Source organism: Polaribacter huanghezhanensis, assembly GCF_030444335.1.
In the GTDB taxonomy this organism is placed as follows: domain Bacteria; phylum Bacteroidota; class Bacteroidia; order Flavobacteriales; family Flavobacteriaceae; genus Polaribacter; species Polaribacter huanghezhanensis.
Genome location: NZ_CP128595.1, coordinates 490,475 through 516,032 on the forward strand (window position 1 = coordinate 490,475; position 25,558 = coordinate 516,032).

Genomic DNA, 25,558 nt, shown 5'->3' on the forward strand with positions numbered 1-25,558 from the left:
TAACACTAGATTTGTAGTAGCATATAATTGAAACAACTTATTTGCGTTATACTACAAACAATACTAATATTAAACACAAAAAATGAAAAAGCTATTTATCGTTATTGCAATTTTAACAGCTTCTTTTACACAAGCACAACAAGAAGTTAAATTAGACATTTTTGATGCCTTAGTTTTAAAAACTATTGAAGTTTCTTATGAAAAATATATAGACGAGACCTCTTCGTTTGGTATTTCTGGATTTATAAATTTTGAAAAAAATAGTGCAGATTTCAAATACAACGAAAAACGTGTTATTACACCTTATTTTCGTCATTACTTTACTTTTGATAACAATTGGAACTTCTTTGGTGAAGGTTTTTTTGCTTTTAATTTTGGAGAAAAAGAAATTCCAATGCTTGGCGGACCAAGTACTTATGAAGATTACACAGATGGCGCCTTAGGTATTGCAGTTGGATTGAAGTATGTTTCTGAAGGTGGTTTTACAGTTGATGTTTATGGTGGTGCTGGACGTAATTTATTTAGCATAAACTCACCTATAGTTGTACCTAGACTTGGTGTAAATATTGGTTGGAGACTTTAAAAACCACTAACATTAAAATATAAAAAAACCTCAAGGCAATACTTTGAGGTTTTTTTTATTCTTTAAAACACCATGTGTTTACATTTTTTGCAACCAAGTTTTTATAGCAACTTCTGCGTTGATAATCTCTTTTAAATCAGTAATTGCAACACGTTTTTGTTCCATGGTGTCTCTGTGTCTAATGGTTACGCAATTATCTTCTAAGGTATCGTGATCTACGGTAATACAAAACGGTGTTCCGTTTGCATCTTGTCTTCTATAACGCTTACCAACCGCATCTTTTTCATCATAGAAAACATTGAAATCCCATTTTAAATCGTTTAAAATTTTACGAGCAACTTCTGGCAAACCATCTTTTTTAACCAATGGTAAAACTGCCGCTTTAAAAGGTGCTAAAACTGCTGGTAATTTTAGAACTGTTCTGGTAGTTCCGTTTTCTAATTCTTCTTCTTGTAAGGCGTTAGAAAACACTGCTAAAAACATTCTGTCTAATCCAATAGAAGTTTCTACAACATAAGGCGTATAACTTTTATTTTCTTCATGATCAAAGTATTGTAATTTCTTTCCAGAAAACTCTTCGTGTGCTTTTAAATCGAAATCTGTTCTTGAGTGAATTCCTTCTAATTCTTTAAATCCGAACGGAAACTTAAACTCAATATCAGAAGCCGCATCTGCATAATGTGCTAATTTATCATGATCGTGAAAACGATAATTTTCTGCACCCATTCCTAAAGATAAATGCCATTTCATTCTGGTTTCTTTCCAGTTTTCGTACCATTCTTTTTGAGTTCCTGGTTTTACAAAAAATTGCATTTCCATTTGTTCAAATTCTCGCATTCTAAAAATAAACTGTCTTGCAACAATTTCGTTTCTAAACGCCTTACCAGTTTGTGCAATTCCAAACGGAATTTTCATTCGACCCGTTTTTTGCACATTTAAGAAGTTTACAAAAATTCCTTGAGCCGTTTCTGGACGTAAATACACTTTCGTAGAATTTTCTGCTGAAGCACCAATTTGTGTTCCGAACATCAAATTAAATTGCTTTACTTCTGTCCAATTTTTAGAACCAGAAGCAGGACAAGCAATTCCTAAATCTATAATAAGCTGTCTAAAACCAACTAAATCACTTTCTTCTTGAACACGAGTCAATTCAACCGTAATTTCATCCATTTTTTTTTGACGGCGCAACACATTTGCATTTGTTGCTCTAAACTCAGCTTCATCAAAAGCATCTCCAAAACGTTTTTTTTGCTTTGGTGATCTCTTTTTCAATTTTCTCGTTAATTTTTTCTCTAAAATCTTCTACCAAAACATCAGCTCTGTAACGTTTTTTAGAATCTTTATTGTCAATTAATGGATCGTTAAAAGCATCCACATGACCAGAAGCTTTCCAAGTTGTTGGATGCATTAAAATAGCGGCATCAATACCCACAATATTTTCGTGCATTTGCACCATTGCTTTCCACCAATAATCTCTAATATTTTTCTTCAACTCAACGCCATTTTGAGCATAATCATACACCGCACTTAATCCGTCATAAATTTCAGAGGATTGAAATACATAACCGTATTCTTTAGCGTGCGATAACACTTTCTTAAATTGATCTTCTTGTTTTGCCATAATGAGTGCAAAGATACAGTAATCTAAAAAGTTAACAAGAAAAAATTAATGCTCTTTTTTGCATCGATAAACAAATGCTGGCGGGAAATTTAATAGTTCAAAATCTAAAGATATTTTTTCTTTAAAAACAGCTTTTAGCTTTTTGTAATAGGTTAAACTATATTGATATTGAATAAAAGTTCCGTCTTTATGCAACGAGTTTAAAGAGTTTTTTAAAATGGCACTAGAAATTGTATTTGGAAGAATTGTTAATGGTAAACTTGAAACAATATGACAGGCTTTTGAAAAACCTAACTTTTCCATTTCTGGTTGTATTTCTTCTGCGGATGCTTTTAAAACCGTTAACTGCGGATGCTTTATCTTTTTTAAATTTTCGTAAAATACATCATTCACTTCAAAGCAAATTAAATGAGAGTCTGGTTGTAGTTTTTTTAATATTTGATGTGTAATTACACCATTTCCTGGACCTAATTCTACCAACACTTTACAAGAAGAAAAATCGATTTCTTTTAACATTTTTTGAGCTAAAAACCGAGAACTTGGTGTCACGGTCCCAGAAGTTTTTATGTTCTTGACAGCTACTTTAAAAAAGTCAATTTTTTTACCCACTAATTTGTTTTTTAGTATCTTAACTTTAAAAAGCTAAGAAAATGAATTATTTACAAGATCTCGTGCATCTTTTTTTTCCGAAGATATGCATTACTTGCGAATCCAAGTTATTACAATCCGAAAAAATCATCTGCACACTTTGTAGACATGATTTACCTATAATTTGTTACAAAGATTATAAAGATAATAAAATTACGAAGGCTTTTTACGGTAGAATTCCGATCGAAAAAGCAAGTTCCTTTTTGTTTTATAGAAAAGAAGGAAAAACGAAAGACTTAATTCATGCTTTAAAGTACAAAGGAAATCAAGAAGTCGGTGTTTTTATTGGCGATTGGCTTGGTAACATCTTAAAAGACTCTAATGAGTTTGCTGATATCGATTGTATTATTCCTGTTCCGTTACATCCAAAAAAACTTAAAAAACGCGGCTATAATCAATTGACAACTTTCGGCTTAAGTTTGTCAAAACATCTAGAAAAACCATATTTAGAAGATGTTTTAATTAGAACCTCTGCCTCAAAAACACAAACTTTTAAGCAGCGTTTCGAAAGGTTTAGCAACAACGACACAAAATTTAGTGTACCAAATTCATCCACCTTAAAAAACAAACACATCTTATTAATTGACGACGTAATTACAACTGGAGCAACACTAGAATCTTGTTGTAAAGAATTATTAATTGCAGAAAACAGTAAAATCAGTATTGTAACAATGGCGTATACAGAATAATTTAACTAAAAAATGAGGCTTTTAACAGTAAAAAAATTGTTATTTTGCGATAAAATTAGACCCATTGAAATCCTTTTTAAAACACATCATTTTTGTTTTTGCAGTAATTCTTTTAACAAGTAATTGCGCAAGAAAAGGAAGACCTAATGGTGGACTAAAAGACAGTTTAGCTCCTGTTATAGTAACTGCAAATCCGCCTTATAAAAGCATCCATTTTAATAGCAAAAAAATTAAACTTTCGTTTGATGAATATATTACGTTGAAAAACACCAATCAACAATTGGTGATTTCTCCGCCGTTAAAATATTTTCCAACTATTAGTCCACAAGGATCTCCAAGCAAAGAAATTACGATTAAATTAACTGATACTTTAAAAGCAAACACCACCTATATTTTTAATTTCGGAAATAGTATTGAAGACAATAATGAAGGAAATGTTTTAAAGAGTTTTAACTACGTTTTTTCTACCGGTAATTATGTAGATTCTTTAAAAACAAAAGGATTTATTAAAGATGCTTTTAATAATAAATTTGACAAAGACATTAGCGTTTTACTATATAAAGTAGACTCTGCATATTCAGATTCTATTATCTACAAACAAAAACCAAATTACATTACAAACGCAATAGATTCTTTGTATAAAATTACAAATATTAAAGAAGGGAAATATCTTTTGATTGCCTTAAAAGATGTTTCTAACAACTACACTTTTAATCCGAAAGAAGACAAAATAGGTTTTTACGACCGGTTGATAGAATTGCCAAAAGATAGCACTATAAATGAGCCTCTATCGCTTTTTAAAGAAACTCCGCCATTTAAAATAATCTCTGCAAAAGAAACATCAAAAGGAAAAATTCTCTTTTCTTTTGAAGGTGACAGAGAAAATATTAATCTTAAAGTAGTATCTGATGTTTTGCCAAATTTTAAAAGCCAATCTAGGTTAGACAATGCAAAAGACAGTCTTTATTTTTGGCATTCAAAAATCAATAAAGATTCTTTAGTTTTTAAAGTTAAAAAAGATACTTATGTGGATACTTTAACTGTTTTTCTTAGAAGCAAAGTAGTAGATTCTTTAAAAATAAACTCGAATATTACCCAAATATTAGATTTAAAAGATACGTTAACGTTAACGAGTAACAATCCTATAATTAAAATTGACACCACAAAAATTCACTTTTTTGATAAAGATTCGATGGCTGTTTCTTATCGATCTCTTTTAAGAAAATCAACAAATAAAATTCTGTTTTTATTTGATAAAAAATACAATACTACTTATAAATTAAGGCTCTTACCAAAAGCTTTGACAGACATTTTTGAAACACAAAACGACACTTTAAATTACAGTTTTAACACAAAAGAGCCTGAAGATTATGGAAGTATCACATTAACAATTAACAAAAAACCCTCATCGCCAGTAATTGTAGAACTTATCTCTGAAAACAATAAAAAAGTTGTTCAAAAAATTAACGTTACAAGCACTAAAAATATTCAATTCAATTTACTTCCTCCAGGAGAATATATTGTTAGAGCAATTCTAGATAAAAACAACAATAACAAATGGGACACAGGTCGTTATTTGAAAAAAAATCAACCGGAAAAAATGATTTACTTACCAGTAACGTTTCACATAAAAGCAAATTGGAATTTTTCTGAAGTATTTACAATAAATTAATCATATCTGAGTTATTGTTTATGCCCTTGTTTTAATATATTTGTGCACTTATAAAACTCTTTTTTGAGGAAACCCTTGAAAATATTATTCTTTCTCGTAATAACTTTATCTGTAAATTCCCAACATCTCACACATGATGTTGGCTTCTTTGCTGGTACAGCTACAGTACAAACAGACTATGGACAAAGAGGAAACTTTTTAAGTAGTTATGGTAATAGTGCCATGTCTTTTAGTTTAGTATATTATTTACATTTTTTTAATCTAGATACACGTTGGAATGCCGGAGATGATGTTGCCAACCATTTAATGTTAAAAACAGAATTTAATATCATGACAAAAGCTAATTTTCAGCATTATGGTGCCTATACAAGTGGAAACTCTAACTTAGCTATACAATTAAGGGCTATGAAAGGAACAATTTCTATGCTTAACTTTGGAGTTCAAGCAGAATATTATTTTAAAGATTTAAGAGAGTTTATGTTTCCATATTCTGAAATGAAATGGAATCCTTATGTAAGTCTTGGCTTTAAATATTCTACCTATAAAAACACGTTAACTTCAGACTTAGGTGATTGGAGAACTGACATTACCGTTCTACCTACAAAATATAGAGTTCCTGGTAATTTAGCAGTTGGAAATGGAGGTGCTTTTTCCTTTATTTTAGGCGCTGGAACGCGTTACAAATTATCTGAAAAATTTGATTTAGCTGCCAATTTTAATTGGCAATTCTTTTTCTCTGATGCCGTTGATGGTTTACAAGCAGATGTTTTAGAAAACAAAAATAATGAATGGTTAATTCATTTACAAGTTGGTATTATTTATCACCTAAATTTTGCTGGAGGAATTTTCTTTAAAAAATAAAACTCGATGAAATTTCTTCGTTTTTTTATTACTTCCCTAACGCTTGTTCTAAATCTTTTAACAAATCTTCAATAGCTTCAATTCCTACACTTAAACGAATTAACGAATCTGTAATTCCCGTTTTTAAACGTTCTTGCTCAGGAATGCTTGCGTGTGTCATAGTCGCTGGATGATTTACCAAACTTTCTACTCCGCCTAAAGATTCTGCCAACGTAAATATTTTTGTATTTTCTAAAAATGTAAATGTAGCTTTCTGACTTTCATCTTTTAATTTAAAAGAAACCATTCCTCCAAAATCTTTCATTTGTTTTTTAGCTACTTCATAACTCGGATGATTTTCTAAACCAGGATAATACACTTCTTTTACCTTCGGATGCTTTACTAAATACGCAGCAACTGCTCTGCCGTTTTCACAATGACGTTGCATTCTTAAATGCAATGTTTTAATTCCACGAAGTGCTAAAAAAGAATCCATTGGCCCTGCAATTGCTCCTGCCGCAAACTGAATAAAATGTAATTCTTCTGCTAATTTTACGTCTTTTACCATTAACGCTCCCATTACTAAATCCGAATGTCCGCCTAAATATTTTGTTGCAGAATGCATTACAATATCTACGCCTAAAGCTAAAGGTTGCTGTAAATATGGAGTTGCAAAAGTATTGTCTACACCGATTAAGATAACTGAATTCACCTTTTTAACTGCTTTTGTAATTGCTTCTATATCTGCAATTTTCATCAACGGGTTTGTAGGTGTTTCTATCCAAATCAGTTTTGTTTTTTCTGTAATTGCATTTGTAACATTTTCAACAGAATTCATATCAACAAAAGAAAATTTTAATCCCTTTTTTTGAAACATTCTTGTAAATATTCTATACGTTCCACCGTACAAATCATCTCCAGCAATTACTTCATCCCCCGGGTTTAACATTCTTAAAACACAATCAATTGCAGCCAATCCTGATGAAAAAGCCAAACCGTGCGTTCCGTTTTCTATGGCTGCAAAACTATTTTCTAACGCAGTTCTTGTTGGATTTTCTGTTCTAGAATACGCATACCCTTTGTGCTTTCCAGGACTCGATTGCGCGTATGTTGATGTTTGATAAATTGGCGGCATTACTGCCCCTGTAGAAGGATCGTTCTGTTGCCCACCATGTATTGTTTTTGTGTTAAATTTCAACTTTAAAATCTTACTTATTTTACACTAACTTTTTTATTGATCTGATAATTCCCAAATGCATTCCTTCGTGAAAATTGTTAAACGCTATCGCTGTTTCTAAAGAATCTAACACAAATCCTGTACTTGTTTCGTATGCTTCATAATCTTGAAAAATACCCGCTTCGTAATCTTCTATCAAAGTTTCTGGCAAAGCAATTAATAATTCTTTGATTTCGTCAAATTCTTCGTTATTAAACTCTCTTTTCGGAAAAGTTCCTTTTCTAAAATCTGCAATTAAATCATCCGGAACTAAACAGTTAGCACCTGACATTTTATATTGTAATAATTGTTGTGTAACAACCAAATGTGCCACGTTCCAGACAATATTATTTTTAAATCCTTTTGGGATTACATGAAGTTGCTCTATACTTAAGTCATCGATTACCTGTAAAACAAGTTCTCTAGATTTGATTAATATTTCGAATTGTGTTTTCATTTTTTATCCTATTTTAGCATCAAAGATACTGTATAAAATGAAAAAAGTCTACTTTTTACAAACTTGTGATACTTGCCGAAGAATTTTAAAGGAAGTGAATCTTACCGGATTTATAAAACAAGAAATAAAAACCAATCCAATTACGGTAAAACAACTTGAAGAAATGCGTCAATTTTCTGATAGTTACGAAGCATTGTTTAACAAACGTGCTAAGCTATACAAAGCAATGAATTTGAAAAATCAAACCATTTCTGAAGCTGATTACAGACAGTATATTTTAGATGAATACACCTTTTTAAAACGTCCTGTTTTTATTATTGATGACCAAATTTTTATCGGAAATAGTAAAAAAGTAATAGAAAAATTAAAAGAGAAGATTGGCTAAATCTTCTCTTTTATATTGTTTATTTTGATGAAAATTTTATCTTGGAAGAAGAAATTATTGAGGCTAACTCTTCTTTAGTAAGATTAGTTTTAAGTCCTACTAAAACAGCTTCTTTGTTCTTACTGTAAACATTTACTATAATTTCCTTGATGCGGTTACCGTCTTTTCTAAAATGAATATTCACTCGATCTTTTCCGTCTTTTATTCTTATAATTGTTTTAAGTTTATTTTGCTTCACAAATTTTTTAAAATCATTTAAAACAGTATCAGAATTACCATCATAAATTAAAACTTTATAATTGCTTGATTTATCTAATAAAGCTTCAAGCTCGTCATCATTTTGATTATCCATAAAAAAACGACCAACAAAGCCAGGTATATTTAAAGATAAATCAGCTTGTTTTTTATGAGATTTATAAAATTGCTTAAACGTTTTTTCTTGTGCAGAAATGCTTAAAATAAATAAGCAAAATAGTGTAGTTAAAAATTGTTTCATCTTTCTTGGTTTTGTTTTTAAGACGACCCCAAAAAGGGTTTGTTACAATTACTTATTTTTTACTAACCATGTTTTTGTTCTTAACTCAACATTTTCTTTAATATCTTGCCAAAACAAGTTGATGTCCCCAACGTGATAGTTTTTCATAAACGACATAAAAAAACGCATCGGAAATTTCGGATTTGTAGCCCAAACCATTCCGTCTGTGATTTCAATTTTCAATGCTTTTGTGTATAATTTTCCGTTTGAATATAAAAATCCTTTGTGCTGATTTAAAGTTGTTGTTTTAGAAGCATCCCAAGTAATTGGATTTGTAGTAACAGCGCCTTTATACACATTTTTGTTCTTCGGATAACTTCCTTTTTTGCGTGTATTCCAAGAAACAAAACCGCCAGTTTCAGTTGGTTTTGTCATTGGTTTAATGGTTTTAAATTCGTTTGGTTTAATTCCCATTCCAACTAAATATGCGGCAATTAATTGCTTTTGCAATGGTTTCGCATCAAAAAAATCTTTTAATAATTGTGTGGTGTGATTGGTTCCTTGACTGTGACTTACCAAAATAATTGGTCTGCCGTTATTGTAGTTTTTTAAATAATACTCAAAGGCGTTTTTTACATCAGCATAGGCAATTTCAAAAGCTTCTTTTCCGCCTTTTTTATACAAACTGTACGATTTTATATGCGCTTGTCTGTAAATTGGAGCATATATTTTACCTGATGTTGCAAAAGGTGATGCTTGGTTTTTTACCGCAGTATTTATAATTTTATCATTCTGAATTTCATCATCAATTGGGGCGTTCCAACGAAGGTCTTTTTTATCCATTAACAAAGTTGGATACACATAAAAAACATCTGCTTTTAAAGAATCAATATTTGAAACAGAATATTTTTTTAAACTTTCAGGATATTTTGTCGGTAAAACTGCCCAAGAATTTTCGTTGGCATAATTTGGAACAGCTGGAATGTTTTGTTTTTTAAAACTAATGCTTTGATACGAGCTTTTACATCCAACCAAAAAAATCAATAAAAGTAGAACAGATAATTGCTTTTTCATTCAAAAATTTTATTCTGACTTATACTCTTCGTACGATTTTTCTTCAACCAAATCTGAGCCAGTAAAAATGTTGATTTCTTTTTTAACATCAGATCTGTCATCATTTACATAATACACAGCGCGCGCTAAATCTATAAATGTTTGTCCGAAATCCTTTGCACGCTCGCATTCTCTAATATCGTCTTCTATTTTCCACAATTTTTTGTTGACTTCTAGCAAATCGTTTTGCAATTTTTTAAGATGCGATTCCTCTTTTGCATCCGCATACATATTTTTTACATCTGGTGTTAACGTATTGTATTCGTTTTGAATATTTACTAACTTTTTTGCGTCTTTAATTTTAGAAAGTTTAATTTCTAAAATAGTGTATTTGTCTAAAATTTCTCCGTTTGATACTTCTATTTTCATCCTGTATATTTTATGCGAATTTACGTTCTATAATTGCAAAAAAGCGCTCTTCATATTCCTCTTGACTAGACCAATCGTAGTCTGGTTTTACCATTTTATTGATAAACTTTTTTGCTTCTTTTGCTGTTTTTAAAGTATTTAACTGAGAAACAACTCTATTAAATTCTTCTTGACTTCCGTTAAAAAGATTTTTAACAAAAGCAATTCTATCATTTAAACCAATATGTATATTTTGTTGTAATTGATCGTTTAAGGATTTTTTAATTGCTGGCTTTTCAAACAAATCTGCAGCAACTTCTATAGAAATTGTATCGTGTAGTTCTTCCTCTAAAGTGATGGTTTTTTTGTCTTTAATTTCGGTTTTTTCTTCAACACTTTCAGCAGAAAATAACGTTTGTTCTAACTCGTCAAATGGTTGTTCTATAATTTCTTCAACAATTTCTTGTTCTTCAACAAGCTCCTCCTCAATAACACCCTCTACTTCCACAGCTACCTTTTCTTCTTCAATCTCATCAATAAGAACTTCTTTTTCAGTTTGTTCTTCTTCAACTTTATTTTCAATAACAACTTCTTCTTCGGATGTCACCTCTTCAATAACAACCGTTTTTTTAGCGCTTTTTTCTATCTTTTCTAAAAGCGCTTCTTTTGTTTCTGTTGCATTTGGAGTATCCTTTAAATATTCATCAACATACGCCAATACGGTTAGTTTCTCGTAAACTTCGTACGCTTTTTCTTTTAACACTAAAACATCTTCTTTGTTTTTTAATTGCAAAATACTATGTGCAATACTTGTTAAGTCGGCTGCTAATTTTTTGTGCATAAGTTGATCAATTAATTGATGCTTGGCATCTTTATTTTTATAAATTTGTAAGACTTGAAGTAAAATACAATTTTAATCATATTTCAAGCATAAAATTACAAAATGTTTCTCGAAAATACGGTAAATCATACAGAACAATTTGGTTGGATTGAAGTAATTTGTGGCTCAATGTTTTCTGGCAAAACAGAAGAATTGATTCGCAGATTAAAACGAGCGCAATTTGCAAAACAACGTGTAGAAATTTTTAAACCTTCTGTTGACACGCGTTATGACGATGAAGAAGTGGTTTCTCATAACGACAACCGCATTCGTTCTACTCCGGTGCCTTCATCAGCAAATATTAGACTTTTAGCAAATGATGTTGATGTTGTTGGCATTGATGAAGCGCAGTTTTTTGATGAAGAAATTGTTGCGGTTTGTAATGATTTAGCAAACAGAGGAATTCGTGTAATTGTTGCTGGTTTAGACATGGATTTTAAAGGAAATCCGTTTGGACCGATGCCCGCTTTAATGGCAACTGCAGAATATGTTACCAAAGTACACGCCGTTTGTACACACACTGGGAATTTAGCGCATTATAGTTTTAGAAAAGCACAAAATGATAATTTAGTTTTATTGGGTGAAGTAAACGAATACGAACCTTTAAGTAGAGCTGCATATTACAAAGCATTGCAATTGCAGAAAGCCGAAAAACTAGTTTTAGAAAAATTGGAATCTAATTTAAAAGATCCTGAAACAAAGGAATGAGATACTGAAACAAGTTCAGTATAAACAAGTTCAGAATAAATGAATAATCATGTAACCGTTTTAGAAATTGATGGAAATGCAGCACTGCATAATCTTCAGTATTTTAAAAATAAACTAGAAAAAAAAACCAAAATATTATTGGTTGTAAAAGCTTTTGGTTACGGAAGTGATGCTGCAAAAGTTGCTAAATTCTTAGAAAACAACGTAGCTTATTTTGCAGTTGCATATACGGATGAAGGAATTGCTTTGCGAAACGCAGGAATTGAAAAACCAATTCTGGTGTTGCATCCACAAATACCAAATTTAGAGTTGCTTATTGAACATCAACTAGAACCAAATTTATACAATTTTAAAATTTTTAATGCTTTTTTAGAATTGGCAGATGTCAATGTTTTATTGAATTATCCAATTCATTTAAAATTTAATACAGGTTTAAATAGAATTGGTTTTTGGCACACAGATGTTCCGTTAATTTTATCAAGAATTGCAGCGACAAGTCATGTGAAAATTGCTTCACTTTTTTCGCATTTAGCGGCAAGTGAAGATGCAAATGAAAAAGAATTCACCACCAATCAAATCAACGATTTCGAACTGATTGTAAAGCAATTTTATCAGCATTTAAATTACAAACCGATTGTACATTTGTTAAATACTTCTGGAATTATCAACTATCCGCAAGCACAATTTGACATGGTTCGTTTGGGAATCGGATTGTATGGTTTTGGGAATGACGAAAACGAAACAAAACAACTTAAAAATGTACTTTCATTAAAATCAATTATTTCTCAGATTCATACTATTGAACCTGGAGAATCAATTGGATACAACAGAGCTTTTACCGCAAACAAATCCATGAAAACTGCCACAATTCCTGTGGGTCATGCAGACGGAATTTCGAGAAAATTAGGAAATAAAAAATATTCGATTTTAATCAACAATCAAAAAGTACCAATTATTGGAAATGTTTGTATGGACATGATCATGGTAGATGTTTCTAATATTGACTGTACAGAAGGAGACGAAGTTATCGTTTTTAATTCTCAAGAAATGGTAAATAAAATGGCTCAAAAATCTGAAACTATTTCCTACGAAATACTCACAGCAATTTCTCAACGGGTAAAAAGATTTTTGAAATGTTAAAATTTTCTTAAATTAGCAACTCACTAACTATTAAAACGAATAATATGGGAATGCTTAAAGAATTTAAAGAATTTGCAGTAAAAGGTAATTTGGTTGACATTGCAATTGGTTTTGTAATGGGTGCCGCTTTTAAACAAGTGGTTACTTCTTTTACAGCAGGAATTGTTTCTCCGTTAATTGGCTTGGTATTTAAAGCTGATTTTAGAGATTTAAAATATGTTGTGACAGAAGGCGTTGCTGATGCCACCGGAAAAGTAAGCGGAGAAGTGGCTATTTTGTATGGAGATTTTTTAACCAATGTCATCGATTTTATTATTGTAGCATTTGTTATGTTTATGGTTATCAAAGGAATTAACGCAACTAAGAAAAAAGAAGAAGCTGCGGCTCCTGCTCCACCAGCTGGACCAAGCCAAGAAGATTTATTAGCTGAAATAAGAGATTTATTAGCAAAAAAATAAAATTCTTTTTTTATATAAAATTTAAACCGAAGCATTTATGCTGAATTTATTTCAGTATCGCTTCGGTTTTTTTATATCTTTATAAAACACAATAAAGGTTTTGTTATCCCGAAAAATTTAACCAAAAATCAATATATTTGATTTGATATAACCAGTTCGTGTTTAATATCGACAGACTTTTGGAATTTTCAATACACTTTGTCGAATATTCAAGCCTTTTTATTGAGAAGTTTTTTGGTTTGACTTTGGAGTATTTTAAGTGCTCAAACTGTACGTTTGAAGATAGTTAAAAAAAATGACAAAGTCAAGTAGTGTTATTACTTCTGTTTAATTTAACTTGACTATTCTTTCCCTCTAAGACGTTCCATATAAAACGCATATATAACATATTAGAGTGAAAAACTGCATTGAAAAGCATTCTATGTAGCGTCTTCGAGACTACGTATTTTTGAGATAGTACTATTTATTTAAGTCAGTAATAATTTATCACAGTATGCTAACCCTGGAAGTAATAGCTTGGATTTAAAAATACTAAACACAACAACCCATATAAAAAATAGCTACTTCAGTAATTATTTATAAAATTTAAGTATTTTTAAGAATTAATAGAATATCTATGAAGAACAGAGCATCAATAAACGCTACTTTTCATATAGGTACTCGTTAGCGGTAATGCCGAATCAGAATCACAATGACAAAAACTGAATCATTAATTCAATTACTAGATAATATTGATAAAAAGTCAAAAGCAATTCCTAGATTAGGCTTACAGATTAACGCAATTACTCCAAAAATTCAAATTTTTGATTTATTAATATTTTCTGTACTAAACCGAACTGTGAATCTTAACAAAGCATTTGTTAACTCAATGAAAGATAATAATTTTATTGCAGCACCACCACTAGTTAGAATAAATCTTGATTCCTTGTTAAGAATGTATGCAGCAAGGATTTCTGAATATAGTATGAATGATTTTGCACAAAAAGTATTAAACGGAGAACATATTCGAAGAATGAAATATTACGATTCTAAAGAGAAATTAAACGACACCTTTTTGGTTTCAAAATTATCAGGAATCAAAAATATGGATTGGGTTAAAAAAGTTTATGAATCAGGAAACTCTTATATTCATTTTTGTGATAAAATAGTGTTTTCGTCTCAACAAATTGAAAACAAAATAAACAGAACTATAAATTTTACAATTGGGGAACACGACAGTTTTATTTCAATTGATGAGAAAATTGGAGCAGCAATTTGGATGAATAAAATAATCGATTCAATAATTGAGCAAACACAAATCTGGGTTCTTGAAAAGTGCAATTCTGTTGGACTTAATATTGAGAAATTAAATGATGAAAATTTTATAAATGAAAGAACAAAGAGAACAAGCACATACCGCTAACAAAGAACTGAGCTAAATAAAACTCTTTCCTTTATTAATTTTTCACATTCCTTTTGCAACTCTTTTCGCTTCATAAACCTCTGCAATTGTTTGGTTTTCTGGATACGATTTTAGTTGTTCAAAAATATCACCCACTTTTACAAAACCTGTTTGCAATACTTTAAAATAAACACCGCACATATTTGTGTTCCAAAATTGTTGTATAATGTTGCTGTCATTAAAACGGATTCCTAATTTATAACACGGAGTTCTTATCGTGGTTACTTCTAACACCGTTTCGCCAACGTTAAAAGTATCACCAATATAAATCTTGGTTTCGTCTAAATCATCCACCGTTAAGTTTTCACCAAACATGCCTAACTGCCAATCTAAATTTGGATGCAATTTTTTAAAATAATCGTAATGTTTTAATGAATATCCGTAAACTGCTTGATCAATTCCACCATGATATTTTCTATCAGATACTTCATCATTTAAAACATTTTCTGTTCCTAAAAAAATAGGTTCATTTATTGGATACTTAAAAACTCCTGTAGTAATGGTTTTTCCTTTCCAATCAATTGCTGTTTTCTCTCCGATGTTTGTTGAAATGATTTTCATGATATTGTTTTTTTGTCAGGTTGAGCGGAGTCGAAACCTAAAAAGACCTCTCGACTCCGCTCGAGGAGACATTAGTCTAATATAAAGTCTTCTAAAACATCTGCAATTTTACGATTGTCAGATAATTGCGGAATCTTATTTTGTCCGCCAAACTTACCAATCGATTTCATATATTCATGAAAACCGCCTTTTTTTATTTTTCTAATCACCAGCGTTCGCAGTACTTTACCAGCAATTAAATCTTGATAATACATATTTTGTTCTTGCATAGAAGCATCTACTTTTGCAGTAAAATCTTCTACATTTCTGGGTTCGTTTTCAAATTCTATAAACCACTCGTGATACGGCAAACCGCTATCTGGATTTACTTGCGGAGCAACCGTAAACTCACTAATATTTATTTCAGTTCCTTTGATAGCATCGTTCAACGCTTTTTCTACTTCTTTGCCAATAACGTGTTCTCCAAAAGCAGAAATAAAATGTTTGATTCTTCCTGTCACTTTAATTCTGTAGGGTTTTGTTGATGTAAACTCAACGGTGTCGCCAATATTATACCCCCAAAGTCCGGCGTTTGTATTTAAAATAATGACATAATTCACACCCTTTTTCACCTCTTTTAGTGAAATTCTTGTCGGATGTTCATCATAAAATTCTGTTGCAGGAATAAATTCATAAAAGATTCCTGAGTTTAATTGCAACAACATTCCGGGTTCGGTTTGCGAGTCTTGATAGGCGATAAATCCTTCAGAAGCAGGATACAATTCTACATAATCAATCTTTTTACCAATCAAGCTTTCGAACTTATTTTTATACGGTTCAAAATTTACACCGCCATACACAAAGAAGTTAAAATTTGGGAAAATCTCTGCAATTGGTTTTCCTGTTTTTTCGATGAGTTTTTCAAAATACATTTGCACCCAAGATGGAATTCCGCTAATAACCGTCATGTTTTCATCAACCGTTTCTTCTACGATTGCATTTACTTTGGTGTCCCAATCTTCAATACAATTGGTTTCCCAACTTGGCAATCTGTTTTTTAATAAATATTGCGGAATATAATGCGCTACAATTCCACTTAATCTACCTAACTGAATTCCGTTTTTGGTTTCTAGAACCGGACTTCCTTGTAAGAAAATCATTTTTCCATTTACAAAACTTGCATCCTTTTTTTCTGCGATATAAAACAGCAACGCATTTTTTGCCGCTTTGATATGTGTTGGCATCGATTCTTTGGTAATCGGAATGTATTTTGCGCCAGAAGTTGTGCCCGAAGTTTTGGCAAAATAAATAGGTTTCCCTTTCCAAAGCACATCTTTTTCTCCGGCTACAATTCTATCCACATATTTTCTTAAACCTTCGTAATCTTGAACTTGAACTCGATTTTTAAAATCCTCATAATTCTTAATGGAAGAAAAATCATGATCTTTTCCAAAAGCGGTATTTTTTGCTGATGAAATTAATTTTTTAAATACTTTTTCTTGTGTTTCAATCGGGTTTTTTGCCCATTTATAAACTTGTTTGGTGGCTCGTTTGGCAAACGGAATCGCAAAAATAGATTTGAGGCTCATTTATTTAAAATCTATATAATTCAACGGATTTACTGGATACCCATTATACCATAATTCGAAATGCAAATGCGGCCCTGTTGTTAATTCTCCTGTAGATCCAACCGTTGCAATTGCTTCTCCAGATTTCACAAAATCTCCTTGTTGTTTTAACAATGTTCCGTTGTGTTTGTATACAGAAATAAACCCTGTTCCGTGTTCAATGATTATTACATAACCCGTTTCTGCAGTCCATTCAGAAAAAATAACTCTACCATTTTCAACCGCTTTTACTGGAGTTCCGGTTGCGGCAACAATATCAATTGCAAAATGTTTGTCGGTTATATTAAAACCTTGTGTAATACTTCCGTTTAAAGGAGAAAAAAACACCATATCAATTTTGTTTTCTGCTTTATCAAACAGCGGAAAACGGTCTTTACTTTCAATTTTTTCTCTAAACAAAGAATCTCTTTTAGAAGCGTCTAATTTTTTTTCATCAATTGTAATGACACTTGCTTTTTTTAATGAATCAAAATCTACTTCTGAGATGGGATCATCGCCTGATAAAATTGGGAGTAAAATTTTGGTGTAATTTTCTATTAATTCCAGTCTCGTTTTTAAAGAATCTGTTTCGTATAACAATCTTGAAGCGTCTTTTTTTAATTGTGTAGAAGCGTACCCTGGAATGTATTCTCTTATTGGCGTGTATGCAATTAACACGGTTGTTAACGCAATTAAAACAATAGAAAAAACACCGCTTAACACAAAAATATTTAAAATGGTAAGTTTAAAAGACAACCGTTCTTCAAAAGTGTCTTCATTTAAAACAACCAACCTGAATTTGTCGGTTATTTTTTGTCTGAACTTGCTTTTTTTTTGCTTCTTTTTTGCCACAGATATTTTTCTTTAATTTACAAATATACAACGAAAAAATAGGGAACCTATTTTCTATAAAAATTCATCTCATCAACATACTTCCAAACGGCTTCTGTTAACATGGGTTGGATGTTTTTTTTCTCTTTAATTCCGTTTCTAATATAAGTTGATGAAATTTCTATAATTGGAGAATCAATGTGGTGAATTTTGGGATGATTATCAAACTGTGTTTCTGCTTTTCCATCAGAAATTCTTGGATACACATAGATATGATGATGTTCTAAAATCGTTTCATAATTTTTCCATTTATGAAAACTTTTTAAGTTGTCTTCACCCATAATCAAACTAAAAGAATGTTGCGGATAGGTGTCTGAAATATGTGCTAAAGTATGAACTGTATAATTGGGTTGCGGTAAATTAAACTCAATGTCTGACGGTTTAATTTTATCGTAGTTTTCGGTTGCCAAATGCACCAATTCTAATCGATGGTGATTGTCTAACAACGTGCTTTTTTTCTTAAAAGGATTGTGTGGCGTAACCACCAACCAAATTTCGTCTAAATCAGAATTTTCTACCAAATGGTTGGCAATGATTAAATGCCCAACATGAATTGGATTAAAGGTACCGAAATATAAACCTATATTCATTTTTAAAATGATTTATCACCTTGATCGGAGTCGAAAGGTCTCGACTCCGCTCGACCAGACATTAAATTTTATTTTATTCTTGTATCCCTAAATACTCACTCATTAAATCTTCTGCTTCTTTAAAAGCAACATCTAAATCGTAGTTTTTAATAATTTTATCAAACTGTGGTGCTGTTGCCAATTCTATAGAAGCTTTGGCAATTCTCATATTGATTTTATCATCGCTTTCTGTTTTACGTTTTTTTAAACGTATTTTCAACTCATCAATACTTGGTGGTTTTACAAAAACAGCCAATGTTTTATCCGGAAATTTCTTTTTAATTCGCAATCCGCCAGCAACATCAATATCAAAAATCACGTGTTTCCCTTTTGCCCAAATTCGTTCTACTTCGCTTTTTAAGGTTCCGTAAAAATTATCTCTATACACTTCTTCCCACTCTAAAAAATCTTCGTTTTTTATATGTTGTTTAAAGTCTTTTAGAGAGATAAAATAATAATCCTTTTCGTGAACTTCTTCTCCTCTAGGTTCTCTTGAAGTTGCCGAAATAGAAAATTCTAAATTGAATTTTTCTTGTGCTAATAAATGACGAACAATGGTTGTTTTACCAGAACCTGATGGTGCAGAAAAAACAAATAATTTACCTTCAAATTTGTCCATAAAACTATAATACGTTTAAGATTTGCTCTTTAATTTTTTCCAATTCGTTTTTCATTTGAATCACCGATTTTTGCATCGAAGCAAAATTTGCTTTTGACCCTGTGGTATTAATTTCTCTTCCAATTTCTTGAATGATAAACCCTAATTTTTTTCCGTTAGAATCTTCGCTATCTAATTCTTGTAAAAAATATTCTAAATGATTTCCTAAACGAACTTTTTCTTCGTTAATATCTAACTTTTCTAGATAATAAATCAATTCTTGTTCAAAACGATTTTCGTCAATTTCTACTTTTAAATCTGCAATCGATTTTTTAAGTTTTTCTCTTACATTTTTGATGCGTTCTTCGTCTAAAGCATGTACTTCCTCTAAATATTTTTTAATATTTAAAATTCGTAATTTAAAATCGTCTTCTAAAGAAGCTGCTTCATCAATTCTGTATTGAACCGTTTCTTTTAAAGCTTCATCAATACTGGTGTTGATGAATTCCCACTCATTTTCGTCCAATTCTTCTCGTTCTGTTTTTAATGCGTCTGGCATTCTTACTGCCATTTTTAACAATTCAACATCATTTTCATCATTTGTAAACAGCACGTTTTTTAATTGCTGCATATAATCTGAAACTACATTTTTGTTGATGGTTGTTGTGGTTTCATCCGCAGTCATTTCTACATAAATAGAAAAATCTATTTTACCTCTTACCAAACCAGAAGCTAATTTTTTTCGAACTGCTAATTCTTTTTCTTTATAGTACGATGGAACCCTAACATTTAAATCTAAATTTTTACTGTTTAACGTTTTAATTTCTATCGTAACTTTTTTTGTTGGCAATTGTAATACGGATTTCCCGTAACCAGTCATAGATTGAATCATTCAATGCTTTTTTAAAATATAGCAGCAAAGGTACATAATTATTTGAGGAATCTTTCTTGCTAAAAATGTAAATAAAACATACAAATTCATACTTTTATCTTGTGCCACGAATTCACGAAATTTTAGAATTATTTGTGAATTCGTGACTAAAACATCAGAACTTATTTTGTTTTAACTATTTTTACACTTTAGAATTTATAGCAAGAAAATTTGCAAACAAACACACATATTTTAGTTATCAGATTATCTGCTATGGGCGATGTTGCTATGACAATTCCTGTAATTAGAGCGTTGGTTGCGCAACATCCAGAAATTAAAATTACGTTTTTATCTAAAGCTTTTTTAAAACCATTGTTTGATGACATTCCGAATGTACATTTTTACGCTGCTGATGTAACAAATACGCACAAAGGCGTTTTTGGTTTGCATAAATTATCTAAAGAATTAAAGCAACTAAATATTACACATATTGCGGACTTACACAATGTGTTGCGTTCTAAAATTTTGCGTAGTTTTTTTAAATTTTCTACAAAAAATAGTGCAGTAATAGATAAAGGAAGAAGCGAAAAAAAAGCATTGACAAGAACTACAAATAAAGTTTTTAAACAGTTAAGAACTTCGCACGAACGTTATGCCGATGTTTTTAGAAAACTCAATTTTTCGGTTGATATTTCGAATCCAACCAAACCAGAAAAACCGAATTTAAAAAGTTCAGTTCTCAATTTAATTGGAGAAAAGAAAAATAAATGGATTGGAATTGCGCCTTTTGCAGCGTATGATTCTAAAATGTATCCGCCAGATTTAATGGAAAAAGTGATTGCTACTTTGGCTGAAAATAATACTATTTTGCTTTTTGGTGGCGGAGAAAAAGAAATTGCTTTTTTATCAAAAATTGAACAAAAAAACGAACACACTATTTCTGTTGCTGGCAAATTAAATTTAACAGAAGAATTAAATGTAATTGGGCATTTAGATTGCATGTTGGCAATGGATTCTGGAAATGCACATTTTGCCGCAATGTTACAAGTTCCAACGATTACACTTTGGGGAGTAACACATCCGTTTGCTGGTTTTGCGCCTTTTAATCAACCAACAGAAAATTGTATGTTGCCCGATTTAGAAAAGTATCCAAACATTCCGTGTTCTATTTATGGAAATAAAATTTGTGACGGATATGAAGATGTAATGAGAACCATTTTACCCGAAAATGTAATTAAAAAAGTTGAAACAATATTAAACTCAAATTCTTAAAACAACACGTATGATACTTCATAACTTAGAAGAAACCAATTCTATTTTAAATAAATTTATTGCAGAAATTAGAGATGTTACTATTCAAAAAGATTCGCTTCGTTTTAGAAGAAATATTGAAAGAATTGGAGAAATATTAGGCTATGAATTAAGTAAGAACTTAAAGTACTCATCAAAAAACATTACCACTCCGTTAGGTGTAAAAGAAAGTTTTTTACCTACAAATAATATTGTTTTAGGTTCTATTTTACGAGCAGGCTTACCGTTGCATCAAGGGTTGTTAAATTATTTTGACGATGCAGAAAATGCGTTTATATCGGCTTATAGAAATCACCCAAATAACGATGCAGAATTTGAAATTGTTGTAGAATATTTTGCAGCTCCATCAATTGATGATAAAACCTTAATTTTAGCAGATCCGATGTTGGCAACTGGACAATCTTTAGTGGCTGTTTATGACGCTATTCAAAAATATGGAAGTCCAAAAGAATTGCATATCGTTTGTGTAATTGGTGCTACAGAAGGAATTGAATTTATCAAAAATCATTTTCCAGAAAATACGCACTTATGGATTGCTGCAATTGATGACAAATTAAATGATAAAGGGTATATTATTCCTGGTTTAGGCGATGCGGGTGATTTAGCTTTTGGTGCTAAACTATAAATCGTATTGCAAAAGAAAGCAGTAAAAACAACGCCAAAATAATACTTATTATTGATTTCTTTTGTATTGATTGCACCCAGTTTGCAATGATAATTGTAGACGGAATTAAAAAGGCAATGATCTCTGTTCCGTTCTTATTTTCTACCAAATAAATAAATACAATAGCAATTACTAAATGCAATAATAACAATACCCAACTTCTTTTAAATTTGTTACTTACAGAAAGTATTTTTCCTGTTTTCAATAGTATTGAAATGGTTGTAAAAACTACAAATGTTATTAAAAACAACTCGTAATAACTGGTTTGATAAAAACTAAAATCAAGCGTAAAAACAACATCAAATAGTTGATAGAACGTTGCTAAATCATCCGTCCAAAAAAGATAGGTAAAATATAAAAAGAGTGGTGTAATTAATCCTAAAACAGGAATTAAAATAGTTCTAATCGTAATTTTAGTAAAAAATAAAATCGCTGCATAAAGCAATATCAAATAGACAAGATATAAAGGTGAAATTAGAAATAAAACGCCTAACCATAATCCGCAATCAAACAATTTTTGATACACAAACTTCAACGTTCTTAAACTATACACTCTTCTAAAGAACAAAAACAGCAGTACATAAACAATAACAGTAGCATAATTTAAAATAATCGATTCTAAAAAACCCAAACCAATTATAAAAAACAAAAAAGCATAGGAGTTGTCTTTTGTTAATTTATTTTTAGAAACAACAAAATTAAATAAGAAGAACAACACCAAAAACAAAGGGAAAGTTATCAAAAAATTGAAAAAATCATTTAAATTTAATTCAACGTTTTTAATCAAAAGGAAATCTAAAATATAGTAGATTAAAAAAAGAACTATAATTAAGATGAAATTTACTGGTTTTGATTTGCCGAAAAAATTGGCTAACATAATTAGTTTTTATATTTTTGCAATGTAAAGATACTTAAGTTATGATAGCAAGCAATATTTTTAGATTAATTGGTGATTTTTTTAATTGGGCTTTTACTCCTCTTGAATGGATGCGTTTATCTCTTGCAAAAGCAGATTACGGTTGGTGGATATCTAACAGTGTAAGCTGGATGTTTATTATTGTGCTCCTTTTTTTATTTAGATATTGGATGAAAGAATCTGCTCGTTTTAAAAGAGAAGGAATCGAGGATTCTTCAAAATAGTTTTTTACTTTGGGAAGCAAAAACAAACTGAAACGTTTTCATGAAAACGAAACGTTCTCTAATGTTGTTCAGCCAAAAAGAGAAGAAATCTTAAAAGGTTTTTCTTTAAAAGGAAAATGGAATACTTTTTTTAAAAACGATAATCCTATTGTTTTAGAGTTGGGCTGTGGTAAAGGAGAATATACCATTGCGTTAGCTCAAAAAGATTCAACTAAAAATTTTATTGGAATTGATATTAAAGGTGCACGATTTTGGCGTGGCGCAAAAACTGCTTTAGAAGAAAATTTAACCAATGTTGGGTTTATTAGAACGCAAATAGAGTTGATAAACGAATTGTTTGCAGAAAATGAGGTGGATGAAATTTGGATTACTTTTCCAGATCCTCAGATTAAATACAAACGCACAAAACACCGATTAACAAACTCAGACTTTTTAAAGAAATACCATCATATTTTAAAAGAAAATGGCGTGGTTAATTTAAAAACAGATAGTGAGTTTATGCATGGTTACACTTTAGGTTTATTGCATGGCGAAGGACATGAAATTTTACATGCAAATCACGATGTGTATAAAAACACTTATTCTCCTGAAGAAGTAATTGGCACACAAACCTTTTACGAAAAACAATATTTAGAAAAAGGAAAACCAATAACTTTTATTCAATTTAGAATTAATTACTAATAATTCTACCTTTTCTAGCTAAAGGAGAACCAGTTTATTTTAGCAAACTTCTTATCTTCACAACGTGAAAGAATCAGATAATTTTTTTGAAAAAGTATATAAAACCGCTCGCTTAATTCCGTACGGAAGAGTAACTAGTTACGGTGCAATTGCAACCTATCTAGGCGCTGCAAGATCTGCAAGAATGGTTGGTTGGGCAATGAATAATGCACACAGTCAAAAAGAAGAAGTTCCTGCACATAGAGTTGTAAATAGAAAAGGATTGTTGACCGGAAAACATCATTTTGATGGCACCAATTTAATGCAGCAATTATTAGAAAACGAAGGAATTGTTGTTGTTGATAATCAAATTCAAGATTTTACAAAAGTGTTTTGGAATCCGAATGAGGAGTTAACCACTATTTCCTAATTTTTTAAAAATTAGGAAACACTTACAAATAAATTTCTTTGATTCTTCCATCAATAAACACATTACAACTTCTTTATTATCTGAACTCTAAACACTATATTTGTAGTTTAGAATTAATCCTAATTAAAATTTCAAAATGAGCTTTAAAAAGCAAGATATATACAAGGCATTAGAAACCATAACTGCTCCTGGAGAAGGAAAAAGTTTGGTTGAAAATGACAACATTACAAACGTTGTAACTTTTGGCAACGAAGTACTTATTGATGTAACGATTAGCAATCCTTCTTTACAAGCTAAAAAGAGAGTAGAAAGCGAAATTATAAACGCATTACGCTCAAAAGTTAGCGAAGACATTGTTGTAAAAGTTACTGTAAAAGCGGTTGTTCCGAAGAAAGAAAACCCGAATCAAATCAAAGGAAAAGAAATTCCGAATATTAAAAATATTATTGCAGTTGCGTCTGGAAAAGGTGGCGTTGGAAAATCGACAATTACAGCAAATACTGCAATTACATTGGCAAAAATGGGATTTAGCGTGGGGGTTTTAGACGCAGATGTTTACGGTCCATCAATGCATTTAATGTTTGATGTTGAAAAAGAAAAGCCTCTTTCAGTAAATGTAAATGGTCGTTCTAAAATGAAACCGGTAGAAAATTATGGCGTTAAATTATTGTCGCTAGGGTTTTTTACAAATCCAGATCAAGCAGTAATTTGGCGTGGACCAATGGCTTCAAAAGCCTTAAATCAATTAATTTTTGATGCAGATTGGGGAGAATTAGATTTCTTATTAATTGATTTACCTCCAGGAACTGGAGATGTACATTTATCAATCGTGCAAGCATTGCCAATAAATGGCGCAATGATTGTAAGTACACCCCAAAATATCGCTTTAGCTGATGCTAAAAAAGGAGTGGCAATGTTTCAACAAGAAAGCATCAATGTTCCTGTATTAGGAATCATAGAAAACATGGCGTATTTTACTCCAGATGAATTGCCAAATAATAAATATTATATTTTTGGAAATGGCGGAGCAAAAAACTTGGCTGAAGATATTAACACACAATTTTTAGGAGAAATTCCTTTGGTGCAAAGTATTCGAGAATCTGGTGATGTTGGTCATCCAGTTGCATTGCAAACAAACACTCCGTTAGAAAAAGCTTTTTCTGACACTACTAAAGAAATGCTATCTCAATTAGTAAAACGAAATGAAAATTTACCACCAACAGAAGTTGTAAGAATTACAACGATGAGTGGTTGTAGCACAAAATAAAAAATTATGACAGCACAAGAAACGCTTACAAATGTGGAGAAAGCTCTAGAGGAAATTCGCCCTTTTTTATTAAGTGATGGCGGAAATATAAAGTTATTATCTATCGAAAATGCAATTGTAAAAGTGCAATTAGAAGGCGCTTGTAATGGCTGCTCTGTCAATCAAATGACATTAAAGAATGGTGTTGAAGCAACCATAAAAAAATACGCTCCACAAATACTAGAAGTAGTGAATGTAAGTTAACTGATAAAAATCAGCTTTTAGAACTTTTACAAG

32 protein-coding genes are annotated in these 25,558 nt (G+C 30.9%); 16 read left to right on the plus strand and 16 right to left on the minus strand.

Features of this window, described 5'->3' with window-relative positions:
* Nucleotides 1-82: 82 nt before the first annotated feature.
* A complete protein-coding gene (locus KCTC32516_RS02340) occupies nt 83-583 on the plus strand; it encodes a hypothetical protein (protein ID WP_301401736.1) in 501 nt (166 codons plus the stop codon).
* 78 nt (nt 584-661) lie between these two features.
* On the opposite strand, the gene KCTC32516_RS02345 is transcribed toward KCTC32516_RS02340, so the two are convergent.
* The 3 genes from KCTC32516_RS02345 to KCTC32516_RS02350 are packed head-to-tail and all read right to left on the minus strand — an operon-like array spanning nt 662 to nt 2,720.
* The gene (locus KCTC32516_RS02345) at nt 662-1,855 is read right to left on the minus strand and encodes a glycine--tRNA ligase (RefSeq protein WP_436410104.1); all 1,194 of its coding nucleotides are present in this window, start codon (nt 1,853-1,855) and stop codon (nt 662-664) included.
* On the minus strand, nt 1,806-2,204 hold the full coding sequence (locus KCTC32516_RS12165; protein WP_436410105.1) for a glycine--tRNA ligase: 399 nt from the start codon (nt 2,202-2,204) through the stop codon (nt 1,806-1,808). The genes KCTC32516_RS02345 and KCTC32516_RS12165 overlap by 50 nt, the downstream gene beginning before the upstream one ends.
* 45 nt (nt 2,205-2,249) lie before the next feature.
* On the minus strand, nt 2,250-2,720 hold the full coding sequence (locus tag KCTC32516_RS02350) for a class I SAM-dependent methyltransferase (protein ID WP_301401737.1): 471 nt from the start codon (nt 2,718-2,720) through the stop codon (nt 2,250-2,252).
* Nucleotides 2,721-2,854: 134 nt separating this feature from the next.
* Between KCTC32516_RS02350 and KCTC32516_RS02355 the strand changes: the two genes are divergently transcribed.
* From KCTC32516_RS02355 to KCTC32516_RS02365, 3 genes are all read left to right on the plus strand, one after another.
* Nucleotides 2,855-3,541 (plus strand): ComF family protein, encoded by a 687-nt coding sequence (locus KCTC32516_RS02355; RefSeq protein ID WP_301401738.1) that lies wholly within the window; start codon nt 2,855-2,857, stop codon nt 3,539-3,541.
* Nucleotides 3,542-3,605: 64 nt separating this feature from the next.
* Entirely contained in the window at nt 3,606-5,213 is a 1,608-nt protein-coding gene (locus KCTC32516_RS02360) for an Ig-like domain-containing protein (protein ID WP_301401739.1), read from the plus strand.
* A gap of 75 nt (nt 5,214-5,288) precedes the next feature.
* Nucleotides 5,289-6,074: a THC0290_0291 family protein gene (locus tag KCTC32516_RS02365; protein WP_301401740.1), complete on the plus strand. Its 786-nt coding sequence runs from the start codon at nt 5,289-5,291 to the stop codon at nt 6,072-6,074.
* 28 nt (nt 6,075-6,102) lie between these two features.
* Here the strand turns inward: KCTC32516_RS02365 and KCTC32516_RS02370 are convergent, their stop codons facing one another.
* Nucleotides 6,103-7,251 (minus strand): cystathionine gamma-synthase, encoded by a 1,149-nt coding sequence (locus tag KCTC32516_RS02370; protein ID WP_301401741.1) that lies wholly within the window; start codon nt 7,249-7,251, stop codon nt 6,103-6,105.
* Nucleotides 7,252-7,270: 19 nt separating this feature from the next.
* Complete coding sequence (locus KCTC32516_RS02375) at nt 7,271-7,726, minus strand: DinB family protein (RefSeq protein WP_301401742.1); 456 nt, start codon at nt 7,724-7,726, stop codon at nt 7,271-7,273.
* 37 nt (nt 7,727-7,763) lie between these two features.
* On the opposite strand from KCTC32516_RS02375, the gene KCTC32516_RS02380 reads away from it, so the two are divergent.
* Entirely contained in the window at nt 7,764-8,111 is a 348-nt protein-coding gene (locus KCTC32516_RS02380) for an arsenate reductase family protein (protein ID WP_301401743.1), read from the plus strand.
* Nucleotides 8,112-8,130: 19 nt separating this feature from the next.
* On the opposite strand, the gene KCTC32516_RS02385 is transcribed toward KCTC32516_RS02380, so the two are convergent.
* The 4 genes from KCTC32516_RS02385 to KCTC32516_RS02400 are packed head-to-tail and all read right to left on the minus strand — an operon-like array spanning nt 8,131 to nt 10,888.
* Nucleotides 8,131-8,607, minus strand: coding sequence for a DUF4252 domain-containing protein (locus tag KCTC32516_RS02385; protein ID WP_301401744.1), 477 nt, complete (start codon nt 8,605-8,607; stop codon nt 8,131-8,133).
* Between the two features lie 48 nt (nt 8,608-8,655).
* Entirely contained in the window at nt 8,656-9,660 is a 1,005-nt protein-coding gene (locus KCTC32516_RS02390) for a DUF3089 domain-containing protein (protein WP_301401745.1), read from the minus strand.
* A gap of 9 nt (nt 9,661-9,669) precedes the next feature.
* A complete protein-coding gene (locus tag KCTC32516_RS02395; protein WP_301401746.1) occupies nt 9,670-10,068 on the minus strand; it encodes a DUF6165 family protein in 399 nt (132 codons plus the stop codon).
* A 10-nt stretch (nt 10,069-10,078) separates the two neighbouring features.
* A complete protein-coding gene (locus KCTC32516_RS02400; protein ID WP_301401747.1) occupies nt 10,079-10,888 on the minus strand; it encodes a DUF8457 domain-containing protein in 810 nt (269 codons plus the stop codon).
* A 102-nt stretch (nt 10,889-10,990) separates the two neighbouring features.
* Here KCTC32516_RS02400 and KCTC32516_RS02405 point away from each other — a divergent pair, with 102 nt between their 5' ends.
* The 4 genes from KCTC32516_RS02405 (at nt 10,991) to KCTC32516_RS02420 (ending at nt 14,635) form a co-directional block, all read left to right on the plus strand.
* The gene (locus KCTC32516_RS02405; RefSeq protein ID WP_301401748.1) at nt 10,991-11,635 is read left to right on the plus strand and encodes a thymidine kinase; all 645 of its coding nucleotides are present in this window, start codon (nt 10,991-10,993) and stop codon (nt 11,633-11,635) included.
* Between the two features lie 39 nt (nt 11,636-11,674).
* Nucleotides 11,675-12,775, plus strand: a complete 1,101-nt coding sequence (gene alr, locus KCTC32516_RS02410; protein ID WP_301401749.1) for an alanine racemase — start codon at nt 11,675-11,677, stop codon at nt 12,773-12,775.
* A 44-nt stretch (nt 12,776-12,819) separates the two neighbouring features.
* Nucleotides 12,820-13,233: a large-conductance mechanosensitive channel protein MscL gene (gene mscL / locus KCTC32516_RS02415; protein WP_301401750.1), complete on the plus strand. Its 414-nt coding sequence runs from the start codon at nt 12,820-12,822 to the stop codon at nt 13,231-13,233.
* 691 nt (nt 13,234-13,924) lie between these two features.
* Nucleotides 13,925-14,635, plus strand: a complete 711-nt coding sequence (locus KCTC32516_RS02420) for a hypothetical protein (protein ID WP_301401751.1) — start codon at nt 13,925-13,927, stop codon at nt 14,633-14,635.
* Nucleotides 14,636-14,677: 42 nt separating this feature from the next.
* Here the strand turns inward: KCTC32516_RS02420 and KCTC32516_RS02425 are convergent, their stop codons facing one another.
* The 6 genes from KCTC32516_RS02425 to KCTC32516_RS02450 form a co-directional block, all read right to left on the minus strand.
* On the minus strand, nt 14,678-15,235 hold the full coding sequence (locus KCTC32516_RS02425; protein ID WP_301401752.1) for an MOSC domain-containing protein: 558 nt from the start codon (nt 15,233-15,235) through the stop codon (nt 14,678-14,680).
* A 71-nt stretch (nt 15,236-15,306) separates the two neighbouring features.
* The gene (locus KCTC32516_RS02430) at nt 15,307-16,803 is read right to left on the minus strand and encodes a GH3 auxin-responsive promoter family protein (RefSeq protein WP_301401753.1); all 1,497 of its coding nucleotides are present in this window, start codon (nt 16,801-16,803) and stop codon (nt 15,307-15,309) included.
* Nucleotides 16,804-17,673 carry a M23 family metallopeptidase gene (locus tag KCTC32516_RS02435; protein ID WP_301401754.1) on the minus strand — a complete coding sequence of 290 codons (870 nt, stop codon included), beginning with the start codon at nt 17,671-17,673 and terminating at the stop codon, nt 16,804-16,806.
* Nucleotides 17,674-17,720: 47 nt separating this feature from the next.
* Nucleotides 17,721-18,302, minus strand: coding sequence for a nicotinate (nicotinamide) nucleotide adenylyltransferase (gene nadD / locus KCTC32516_RS02440; protein WP_301401755.1), 582 nt, complete (start codon nt 18,300-18,302; stop codon nt 17,721-17,723).
* A 73-nt stretch (nt 18,303-18,375) separates the two neighbouring features.
* The gene (gene gmk, locus KCTC32516_RS02445; RefSeq protein ID WP_301401756.1) at nt 18,376-18,960 is read right to left on the minus strand and encodes a guanylate kinase; all 585 of its coding nucleotides are present in this window, start codon (nt 18,958-18,960) and stop codon (nt 18,376-18,378) included.
* A gap of 4 nt (nt 18,961-18,964) precedes the next feature.
* Nucleotides 18,965-19,831 (minus strand): YicC/YloC family endoribonuclease, encoded by an 867-nt coding sequence (locus KCTC32516_RS02450; RefSeq protein WP_301401757.1) that lies wholly within the window; start codon nt 19,829-19,831, stop codon nt 18,965-18,967.
* A 210-nt stretch (nt 19,832-20,041) separates the two neighbouring features.
* Between KCTC32516_RS02450 and KCTC32516_RS02455 the strand changes: the two genes are divergently transcribed.
* Together KCTC32516_RS02455 and upp are read left to right on the plus strand one after the other, a co-directional pair.
* A complete protein-coding gene (locus tag KCTC32516_RS02455; RefSeq protein WP_301401758.1) occupies nt 20,042-21,082 on the plus strand; it encodes a glycosyltransferase family 9 protein in 1,041 nt (346 codons plus the stop codon).
* Between the two features lie 10 nt (nt 21,083-21,092).
* Nucleotides 21,093-21,746, plus strand: a complete 654-nt coding sequence (gene upp / locus KCTC32516_RS02460; protein WP_301401759.1) for a uracil phosphoribosyltransferase — start codon at nt 21,093-21,095, stop codon at nt 21,744-21,746.
* Here upp and KCTC32516_RS02465 read toward each other — a convergent pair.
* Nucleotides 21,736-22,572: a hypothetical protein gene (locus KCTC32516_RS02465; RefSeq protein WP_301401760.1), complete on the minus strand. Its 837-nt coding sequence runs from the start codon at nt 22,570-22,572 to the stop codon at nt 21,736-21,738. The two genes, upp and KCTC32516_RS02465, sit on opposite strands and share 11 nt — an antisense overlap.
* Nucleotides 22,573-22,703: 131 nt before the next feature.
* Here KCTC32516_RS02465 and KCTC32516_RS02470 point away from each other — a divergent pair, with 131 nt between their 5' ends.
* The 5 genes from KCTC32516_RS02470 (at nt 22,704) to KCTC32516_RS02490 (ending at nt 25,525) form a co-directional block, all read left to right on the plus strand.
* Nucleotides 22,704-22,925 carry a DUF6341 family protein gene (locus KCTC32516_RS02470; protein WP_301401761.1) on the plus strand — a complete coding sequence of 74 codons (222 nt, stop codon included), beginning with the start codon at nt 22,704-22,706 and terminating at the stop codon, nt 22,923-22,925.
* Nucleotides 22,926-22,934: 9 nt separating this feature from the next.
* Nucleotides 22,935-23,606, plus strand: coding sequence for a tRNA (guanosine(46)-N7)-methyltransferase TrmB (gene trmB / locus KCTC32516_RS02475; protein ID WP_301401762.1), 672 nt, complete (start codon nt 22,935-22,937; stop codon nt 23,604-23,606).
* 64 nt (nt 23,607-23,670) lie between these two features.
* Nucleotides 23,671-24,015: an MGMT family protein gene (locus KCTC32516_RS02480; protein WP_301401763.1), complete on the plus strand. Its 345-nt coding sequence runs from the start codon at nt 23,671-23,673 to the stop codon at nt 24,013-24,015.
* Nucleotides 24,016-24,151: 136 nt separating this feature from the next.
* Nucleotides 24,152-25,282 carry an Mrp/NBP35 family ATP-binding protein gene (locus KCTC32516_RS02485; RefSeq protein ID WP_301401764.1) on the plus strand — a complete coding sequence of 377 codons (1,131 nt, stop codon included), beginning with the start codon at nt 24,152-24,154 and terminating at the stop codon, nt 25,280-25,282.
* Between the two features lie 6 nt (nt 25,283-25,288).
* Nucleotides 25,289-25,525 carry a NifU family protein gene (locus KCTC32516_RS02490; RefSeq protein WP_301401765.1) on the plus strand — a complete coding sequence of 79 codons (237 nt, stop codon included), beginning with the start codon at nt 25,289-25,291 and terminating at the stop codon, nt 25,523-25,525.
* Nucleotides 25,526-25,558 lie beyond the last annotated feature (33 nt).

Coding starts and splice junctions, on each gene's coding strand:
- KCTC32516_RS02340 (WP_301401736.1), top strand. CDS start 83: ATGAAAAAGCTATTTATCGTTATTGCAATTTTAACAGCTTCTTTTACA.
- KCTC32516_RS12165 (WP_436410105.1), bottom strand. CDS start 2,204: ATGGCAAAACAAGAAGATCAATTTAAGAAAGTGTTATCGCACGCTAAA.
- KCTC32516_RS02350 (WP_301401737.1), bottom strand. CDS start 2,720: ATGTTAAAAGAAATCGATTTTTCTTCTTGTAAAGTGTTGGTAGAATTA.
- KCTC32516_RS02355 (WP_301401738.1), top strand. CDS start 2,855: ATGAATTATTTACAAGATCTCGTGCATCTTTTTTTTCCGAAGATATGC.
- KCTC32516_RS02375 (WP_301401742.1), bottom strand. CDS start 7,726: ATGAAAACACAATTCGAAATATTAATCAAATCTAGAGAACTTGTTTTA.
- KCTC32516_RS02380 (WP_301401743.1), top strand. CDS start 7,764: ATGAAAAAAGTCTACTTTTTACAAACTTGTGATACTTGCCGAAGAATT.
- KCTC32516_RS02385 (WP_301401744.1), bottom strand. CDS start 8,607: ATGAAACAATTTTTAACTACACTATTTTGCTTATTTATTTTAAGCATT.
- KCTC32516_RS02390 (WP_301401745.1), bottom strand. CDS start 9,660: ATGAAAAAGCAATTATCTGTTCTACTTTTATTGATTTTTTTGGTTGGA.
- KCTC32516_RS02395 (WP_301401746.1), bottom strand. CDS start 10,068: ATGAAAATAGAAGTATCAAACGGAGAAATTTTAGACAAATACACTATT.
- KCTC32516_RS02400 (WP_301401747.1), bottom strand. CDS start 10,888: ATGCACAAAAAATTAGCAGCCGACTTAACAAGTATTGCACATAGTATT.
- KCTC32516_RS02405 (WP_301401748.1), top strand. CDS start 10,991: ATGTTTCTCGAAAATACGGTAAATCATACAGAACAATTTGGTTGGATT.
- alr (WP_301401749.1), top strand. CDS start 11,675: ATGAATAATCATGTAACCGTTTTAGAAATTGATGGAAATGCAGCACTG.
- mscL (WP_301401750.1), top strand. CDS start 12,820: ATGGGAATGCTTAAAGAATTTAAAGAATTTGCAGTAAAAGGTAATTTG.
- KCTC32516_RS02420 (WP_301401751.1), top strand. CDS start 13,925: ATGACAAAAACTGAATCATTAATTCAATTACTAGATAATATTGATAAA.
- KCTC32516_RS02425 (WP_301401752.1), bottom strand. CDS start 15,235: ATGAAAATCATTTCAACAAACATCGGAGAGAAAACAGCAATTGATTGG.
- KCTC32516_RS02430 (WP_301401753.1), bottom strand. CDS start 16,803: ATGAGCCTCAAATCTATTTTTGCGATTCCGTTTGCCAAACGAGCCACC.
- nadD (WP_301401755.1), bottom strand. CDS start 18,302: ATGAATATAGGTTTATATTTCGGTACCTTTAATCCAATTCATGTTGGG.
- gmk (WP_301401756.1), bottom strand. CDS start 18,960: ATGGACAAATTTGAAGGTAAATTATTTGTTTTTTCTGCACCATCAGGT.
- KCTC32516_RS02450 (WP_301401757.1), bottom strand. CDS start 19,831: ATGATTCAATCTATGACTGGTTACGGGAAATCCGTATTACAATTGCCA.
- upp (WP_301401759.1), top strand. CDS start 21,093: ATGATACTTCATAACTTAGAAGAAACCAATTCTATTTTAAATAAATTT.
- KCTC32516_RS02470 (WP_301401761.1), top strand. CDS start 22,704: ATGATAGCAAGCAATATTTTTAGATTAATTGGTGATTTTTTTAATTGG.
- KCTC32516_RS02485 (WP_301401764.1), top strand. CDS start 24,152: ATGAGCTTTAAAAAGCAAGATATATACAAGGCATTAGAAACCATAACT.
- KCTC32516_RS02490 (WP_301401765.1), top strand. CDS start 25,289: ATGACAGCACAAGAAACGCTTACAAATGTGGAGAAAGCTCTAGAGGAA.